This window comes from Bradyrhizobium sp., assembly GCF_016213215.1.
GTDB lineage: Bacteria > Pseudomonadota > Alphaproteobacteria > Rhizobiales > Xanthobacteraceae > Bradyrhizobium.
Map to the genome: position 1 here is coordinate 43,462 of NZ_JACRAW010000080.1, position 6,852 is coordinate 50,313.

Sequence of the window (6,852 nt, forward strand, 5' to 3'; positions counted from 1 at the left end):
GGGAAACGGCATGTCGGGACAGCAAGGCAACGAACCGCAGCGCGCACTTGGCAAGATGGTGGTCGGCACCCTGATCACGTCGGCGGCCAAGCGCTTTCGTGATCGCGAGGCGATCTACTGCGTCGGCACCGGGCGCAGGTTCACCTATCGTCAGTGCAACGAGCGCTGCAACCGGCTGGCGAACGCGCTGGACGGACTGGGCTTGAAGAAGCCGACGGTCGTCGCGTTCCTCTGCAACAATCGCGCCGAGCTCATGGACATCTATTTCGCGATCGCCAAGCTCGGGCTGATCGGGATCCCGCTGAACTACCGTCTGGCGCCGGCGGAAATCGTCGAGCTGACGCGGGCGATGGGGGCGCAGGCGCTGCTGTTCGAGACGCGATTTGCCGGCGCCGCCGAACAGGTTCGCTCCAGCCTGCCGGCGGTGAAGTCCTTCATCGCGATCGGCGACGGCCGGCCGGACTGGGCGATGGGCTATGAGGACCTGCTCGCCAGGTCCTCGACCGCCGAGCCCGAGGCAGAAGTCGAGGAGCACGATGCGTTCTACTACAACCTCACCTCAGGCACGACCGGGCTGCCCAAGTGCTACACCCTGACCCATTTCAACAATGCGGCGATGGGTCCGATGTTCGAGTCGTTCGACACGACGTCGAACGATGTGTTCATGACGGTGTTCCCGGCCTTCGGCCGGGTCGGCTACGGCTGGATCGCCGCTGGGCTTCAGTTCGGGGCCCGCAACGTCCTGATGGACTTCAACCCGGCCGAGGTGCTGCGTCTGATCGGCCAGGAGCGGGTCACGATCATGAACCTGGTCGCGACCATGGGGGCGATGCTGCTGGCCGAGCCCACGCTTGCGAAGGCCGATTTGAGCTCGCTTCGCGGATTGGTCTTTGCCGGTTCGATGTTTCCCGCGCCCTTGCGCGAGCGCATCGCCGCGCGACTGTGCCCGGGCATCTACGAATATTACGGCATGCAGGAGACCGGCGCGCTCACCACGTCGACGCCCGCGGACCGCGCGGTGAGGGAGGACTCGATCGGCCTGCCGCTTCCGTTCGTGGAGCTTCGCATCGAGCGCAGCGACGGCAGCACGGCCGCGCCGGGAGAGCTTGGCGAGATCGTCGCGAGGTCGCCGACGGCAGTCACCCATTACTACGACAATCCGGCGAAGTCCGCCGAGACCTTTGCGGGCGGCTGGGTCCATACCGGCGATCTCGGCATGATCGATGAGGAGGGCTTCCTGTTCATCCGTGGACGCCTCAAGGACATGATCATTTCGGGCGGCCAGAACGTCCATGCCGCCGAGATCGAAGAAACGGTCCTGACATTCCCCGGCGTGACCGATTGCGCGGTGTTCGGGCTTCCCGACGAGATGTGGGGCGAGCGGGTAGCAGCGCTCGTCGTTGTCGACGCGGCGCGCGAAGTGCCGACCGTCGAGGCGCTCCAGGCCTACTGCCGCGAGCGGCTCGCCGGCTTCAAGATCCCGCGCACGGTGATCTTCGACACCCAGGCTCTGCCGCGCACGCCCACCGGCAAGGTGCAGAAGTTCCTGCTGGTCGAGCGATACGGCCAGGACAGCGCGGCACAGTGAAGGCTGGAGGACGGGGATGCCTGCCTTAATCGCGGAGCGTGTCGGGGCCGTTATGCGGCTCGAGCTCAATGAGCCGGACACGCTCAACGCGTTGAGCTCTCAATTGACCAAGGAACTGTCCCGGGCCGTTGCCGCCGCGGTGGAGGATGCCGCGGTGCGCTGCATCCTGCTCACCGGGACGGGGAGGGCGTTCTGTGCCGGCGGCGACGTTCGCGCCATGGATGATCGCCGTCCTGGCGCGGTGCGAGCCCTGGTCGAGACGCACCACGGCTGGATGCGACAGCTGCTCAACGGTGGCAAACCGGTCGTTACCGCCGTGAACGGGCTTGCGGTCGGTGCCGGGTTGGCGATTGCGCTGCTCGGCGACATTGTGATCGCGTCTGACGCTGCGGTATTCCGCAGCGCCTTCCTCGGCCTTGGGGCCGTGCCCGACCTCGGTCTTGCCTTCACCCTGCCGCGGGCCGTCGGATTCCAGCGCGCGAGCGACATCATCCTGACCAACCGTGTCGTGAAGGCGGAAGAGGCCGAAAGGATCGGATTGGTGGCGCGCATCGTTCCGGCGGACGAGCTGCAGCCGGAGGCCATGCGTGCGGCCGAAGCACTGGCGTCGGGGCCGACGGCGGCGATGGGACTTGCCCGGGAGCTGCTGCGGCGCGCCCACGATACGCCCCTTGAACAGTTCCTTCAGACCGAGGCTCTTGCGCAGGCGGCGGCGTTCGGGACTGACGATTTCGCCGAAGGAGTTGCCGCCCTTCGCGAGAAGCGGCCCGCCCGCTTCAGCGGGCGCTGACCAACGCAGCCCCGCGTCATTTATGGACGGCCCCCTCTCGGCAAGGGTCTTCCTGGTGCTTCAGCAAATGAATCGGGGAGCGGTCGGCGCGCTATGACGCGCGACGACGCGGCGGCGTGTTTCGATCCCGGTTTCCTGACATTCTTGATTTGCTTGACTCCGCTCGCTGTTTGAACGGACCCGCAGGCCTATGCGACTATACAGGGCGGGTCGATTTAGCACGGCGAACCGTCATTTGAGAGTTAAACATGTCCGAGCCATTCGCTGCCCTGGCGCAGGTCACAATCGAACGACCTGCGCTGATACGATATCTCGATGCGCGGCCGCGAGCGGCGTCCCAATGGGACGACTGGAACAGGATCGCAGGCCGCTGGCACGGATTCTCGTGGGAATCGGATCTTCCGAAAGTGTTCGCCAGGGTGGACTCGTGGCTTGGAGACTCCTACCGGCACGCGGTGCGTGGGGTGTTGGAGCCATCCGAGGCGCCTGCGCTTGGCCGATGCTCCTATGATGAGGCGACTGGTCGGTTCACTTTCGGGACCCTCACTTTCTCGGAGAACCTCAACGACATCGTGTTCTTTTTTGCCGTGGCACGCGGGCTCGCCGGATATCTGCGCGATCGTCAATCCGGATTTGCCCTGGTGCACAACTATCTGTGGGGGAATGGCGAGAGAACCATCTCCGTGATGGGGCTCGGTCCAGAGAACCATTCCTATTTTCTCGATCCAGAGAAAGATGCATCGGCCTACGAGGCGCATGTTCTCGACGCGCTGGCTGTGTTCGACGACATATGGCAAGGCTATGCCAAACTGGGACAATTCGAAATCTTCGACAAGCGCAGGCAATTCGAAGGCGACAAAGCTGGGCCCAAGGCGACAGACGAGCTCGAACGCCTCCGTTAATGCAGCCCTGTCGACCCAGGAAAATGGCGCGTCATTACGATCAGACGCAACATCGGCAACAACATACTTGGCGGAAAAGACGTTGCGGCGCTCACGCTGCAGCAGGCGCTCGTCGCCAGCCAAGCCAGCAGATCGCCAGCATAACGATGTTGCCGACGAGGTCGAGCAGGCCGACTTCGGTCAAGACAGGCCTGACCGCGTAGAAGTACACATCAAAGGCAAAGAACGGCAGCAGCGCGATGCCGTAGGCCAGGAAAGTGATGCGGGTGAACTGCGCTGTCGCCGCGAACAGGCCCGAGATCAGCGCCTGCGCTCCGAAGCAGGCCACCAGGAAAGGGACGATTGGCGCATCCGAATGGTATTCGGGCCGAACACCCAGCGCCATCACGCTGCCAGGTGCGATGACGCACCAGCCGCCGAGGACGAAGAACACGGAGGCCAGAATAAGCTGCAGCGACTTCGTCGACATCTGGGCACCCCCCTTGCTGATCGCGGCTTGCGTAGCGCAGGTAGCGTGAACTTTCCAGATTGCCTGACGCGGATTACCGTCCACGAAAGTTGGGCTTGCGCTTCTCGCTGAACGCGCTCCGTCCTTCGATATAGTCCTCGGAGGCGAAGCAGGCGTCTACGGCCGCTTGGGCGGCGGCGAGGTCTCGGTCGGCGGGATCCTTGGTGGCTTCGTTGACGCAGATCTTGGCGGCGCGGATGGTCAGCGGCGCGTTGCCGCCGATCATCGCGGCGTAGTCCCGCACATAGGTCTCAATATCCGAAGCGGGGACAACGCGGTTGACCAGTCCCATCGCGAGGGCTTCCGAAGAGTCGAAGCGGCGGGCCGTATAGAAGATCTCCTTGGCGAAGGAGGGGCCGACGACGTCGACGAGGCGCTTGAGACCGTCATATCCGTAGCCCAGTCCGAGCTTCGCGGCGGGAACGGCAAAGCTGGAGTTGTCCGTCGCGATCCGTAGGTCGCAGCACAGCGCGACGCCGACCCCGCCACCAAAGCAGTAGCCTTGAATCATCGCGATGGTCGGCTTGGAGAAGCCGATGATGGCTGCATTCGCTGCTCCGGCGATCCTGTTGTACTCGAGGACGGCCTCGCGCGAGGAGCGCTTCTCTTCGAATTCCGAAATGTCGGCGCCGGAGACGAATGCCTTTCCGCCGGCACCGCTGAGGACGACTGCCCGGATCTCGTCGTCCCTTTCGAACTCGGCCAGTACTTCGGGGACGGCTCTCCACATGTCGACGGACACGGCATTGTGTCGGGCGGGATTGTTGAACTGCATCCAGCCGACCGCTCCCTCCTTCCTGGCAATCATTCGCTCGGTGCTTGTCTTCACGGGGCCCTCCCAGGTGCTTGCTTGCGGCTTTATTGCAGCTTGAGCGTGAGTGAGTTTTCGTCGGCCGCGAAACCGGTCACCTCTCCCCGACGGGGAGAGGTCGATTTGCGCAGCAAATCGGGTGAGGGGCCTCAGGTCCCACGAGAGACTGCGCCCCTCACCCGGCGCTCCGCGCCGACCTCTCCCGAAGGGAGAGGTGGACCGTAGATGCGGCCACAATTCAAACCAATCTCCCTTTAGACGATCTTGCGCGCGTGAAACTCGGCAATCGTCTCGTCGTCGTAGCCGTATTCGCGGAGCACCTCCGCGGTGTGCTCGCCCTTTTCGGGGGTGGCGCGCGCAATGCGGTTGCCCGTCCGGCTCAGCCGGACAGGCTGATTGACAACCGCAATGTCGCCGAGCTTGCCGGAGCGGACCGGTGCCGCCATGGCGAGATGCTGGACCTGCGGATCGGCGAACACCTCATCCATCCTGTTGATCGGACCGCAGGGGACGCCGGCCTTGTTGAGCAGATCGATCAGCTCGGCACTGGTGTGCTCTATCGTGACCTCCGCGATCCTGCGATTGAGGGCAACCCGGTTGGCGGAGCGGGCCGAATCGATGGCAAACTGCGGATCGGTAAGCAGTTCGTCGAGCTTCAGCGCCTGGCAAAAACGCGAAAAAATGTGCGCGCCGGAAGCGGCGATGTTGATGTGACCATCGCGCGTCGGAAATACGCCGGTGGGGATGCTGGTCGGATGGTCGTTGCCGGCCTGCCCAGGCACTTCCTTCGCGATCAGCCAGCGTGCGGCCTGGAAATCCAGTAGCGAGATCTGCGCGCCCAGCAGCGAGGATTGCACCCACTGGCCCTCGCCGGACACTTCGCGCTCCAGCAGCGCGATCAGAATGCCCATCGCGCAGAAGATCCCGGCGCCGAGATCGGCAACGGGAATGCCGACGCGGACCGGACCCTGACCGGGCAGGCCGGTGATCGACATCAGCCCGCCCATGCCTTGCGCGATCTGGTCGAAGCCCGGCCGCTCGCGGTAGGGACCGTCCTCGCCGAAGCCGGAGATCGAGCCGTAGACGAGGCGCCTGTTGATCGCGCGCAGGATCTCATAGTCTATGCCGAGGCGAAACTTGACGTCGGGACGGTAGTTCTCGATCACGACGTCGGCCGTCTCCACCATCTTCCTGAAGATCGCGATGCCGTCCTTTTCCTTCAGGTTGAGCGTGATGCTCCGCTTGTTGCGGTGAAGGTTCTGGAAGTCCGGCCCATGGCGTGGACCGCCCATATCGCCTTCCTCCAGTCCCGCCGGCATTTCGATCTTGATGACGTCGGCGCCCCAGTCCGCCAGCTGCCGCGCTGCCGTCGGGCCGGCGCGAACCCGCGTGAGGTCCAGAACCTTGAAACGCGCGAGCGCCTGGGAGGCCGGGGTGAAGGACATGCAGTTGCTCCGGTTCGTATTCGGTGAGTTCGCGAAACTATCAGCGTCATCTAACGCGGTTCAAGCTCGCGCCAGCGCCATGCCGGGACGATCTCACGCGCATTTCGGGAGGACCATTGACGCCGACTGGTTCCTTCCGGGCCGGATCCGCAGATGGCCCCTCCGCTGATGCCTGATGCCTATTGAGAAAGGGCCGGTTCTGCACTATGGCTCCGGTGAGGTCGTTCAGACGGCAAGCGTCTGAAATATCCGCAAAAAATCCGAGCTGAGCGCCGCGTTGCCGGACGCGAAAGGGAGTTGAGCCATGCCAGCCTACCGATCCCGAACCTCCACCCACGGACGCAACATGGCGGGTGCGCGTGGCCTGTGGCGCGCAACGGGCATGAAGGATTCGGATTTCGGAAAGCCGATCATCGCTGTCGTCAACTCGTTCACGCAGTTTGTTCCGGGACACGTCCACCTGAAGGATCTCGGCCAGCTGGTGGCGCGCGAGATCGAGAAGGCGGGCGGCGTCGCGAAAGAGTTCAACACCATCGCGGTCGACGACGGCATCGCCATGGGCCACGACGGCATGCTGTACAGCCTGCCGTCGCGAGAACTGATTGCCGACAGCGTCGAGTACATGGCGAACGCGCATTGCGTCGACGGACTGGTGTGCATTTCCAATTGCGACAAGATCACGCCGGGCATGATGATGGCCGCGCTGCGGCTCAACATTCCCTCGGTCTTTGTGTCGGGCGGACCGATGGAGGCCGGCAAGGTCAAGCTGCACGGCAAGGAGCAGGCCGTCGACCTGATCGACGCCATG

General features: G+C 63.9%; 7 protein-coding genes. 4 read left to right on the plus strand and 3 right to left on the minus strand.

Annotated features, from left to right (window positions below; translation table 11 throughout):
• The first annotated feature begins 10 nt into the window (after positions 1–10).
• The 3 genes from HY852_RS14665 (at position 11) to HY852_RS14675 (ending at position 3,280) form a co-directional block, all read left to right on the plus strand.
• A complete protein-coding gene (locus HY852_RS14665) occupies positions 11–1,588 on the plus strand; it encodes a class I adenylate-forming enzyme family protein (RefSeq protein WP_291605482.1) in 1,578 nt (525 codons plus the stop codon).
• A gap of 16 nt (positions 1,589–1,604) precedes the next feature.
• Positions 1,605–2,378 carry an enoyl-CoA hydratase-related protein gene (locus HY852_RS14670; RefSeq protein ID WP_291605483.1) on the plus strand — a complete coding sequence of 258 codons (774 nt, stop codon included), beginning with the start codon at positions 1,605–1,607 and terminating at the stop codon, positions 2,376–2,378.
• Positions 2,379–2,626: 248 nt separating this feature from the next.
• A complete protein-coding gene (locus HY852_RS14675; protein WP_291605484.1) occupies positions 2,627–3,280 on the plus strand; it encodes a hypothetical protein in 654 nt (217 codons plus the stop codon).
• Positions 3,281–3,371: 91 nt separating this feature from the next.
• On the opposite strand, the gene HY852_RS14680 is transcribed toward HY852_RS14675, so the two are convergent.
• From HY852_RS14680 to HY852_RS14690, 3 genes are all read right to left on the minus strand, one after another.
• Positions 3,372–3,749 (minus strand): hypothetical protein, encoded by a 378-nt coding sequence (locus tag HY852_RS14680; protein WP_291605485.1) that lies wholly within the window; start codon positions 3,747–3,749, stop codon positions 3,372–3,374.
• Positions 3,750–3,822: 73 nt separating this feature from the next.
• On the minus strand, positions 3,823–4,617 hold the full coding sequence (locus HY852_RS14685; RefSeq protein ID WP_291605486.1) for an enoyl-CoA hydratase: 795 nt from the start codon (positions 4,615–4,617) through the stop codon (positions 3,823–3,825).
• Between the two features lie 236 nt (positions 4,618–4,853).
• Positions 4,854–6,044, minus strand: a complete 1,191-nt coding sequence (locus tag HY852_RS14690) for a CoA transferase (RefSeq protein WP_291605487.1) — start codon at positions 6,042–6,044, stop codon at positions 4,854–4,856.
• A gap of 304 nt (positions 6,045–6,348) precedes the next feature.
• On the opposite strand from HY852_RS14690, the gene HY852_RS14695 reads away from it, so the two are divergent.
• Positions 6,349–6,852 (plus strand): dihydroxy-acid dehydratase (locus HY852_RS14695; protein ID WP_291605488.1); only part of this gene is annotated, 504 nt, incomplete at its 3' end.

Excerpts from the sequence above, each read along its gene's own strand:
- HY852_RS14665 (WP_291605482.1), top strand. The coding sequence starts at position 11 with ATGTCGGGACAGCAAGGCAACGAACCGCAGCGCGCACTTGGCAAGATG.
- HY852_RS14670 (WP_291605483.1), top strand. The coding sequence starts at position 1,605 with ATGCCTGCCTTAATCGCGGAGCGTGTCGGGGCCGTTATGCGGCTCGAG.
- HY852_RS14675 (WP_291605484.1), top strand. The coding sequence starts at position 2,627 with ATGTCCGAGCCATTCGCTGCCCTGGCGCAGGTCACAATCGAACGACCT.
- HY852_RS14680 (WP_291605485.1), bottom strand. The coding sequence starts at position 3,749 with ATGTCGACGAAGTCGCTGCAGCTTATTCTGGCCTCCGTGTTCTTCGTC.
- HY852_RS14690 (WP_291605487.1), bottom strand. The coding sequence starts at position 6,044 with ATGTCCTTCACCCCGGCCTCCCAGGCGCTCGCGCGTTTCAAGGTTCTG.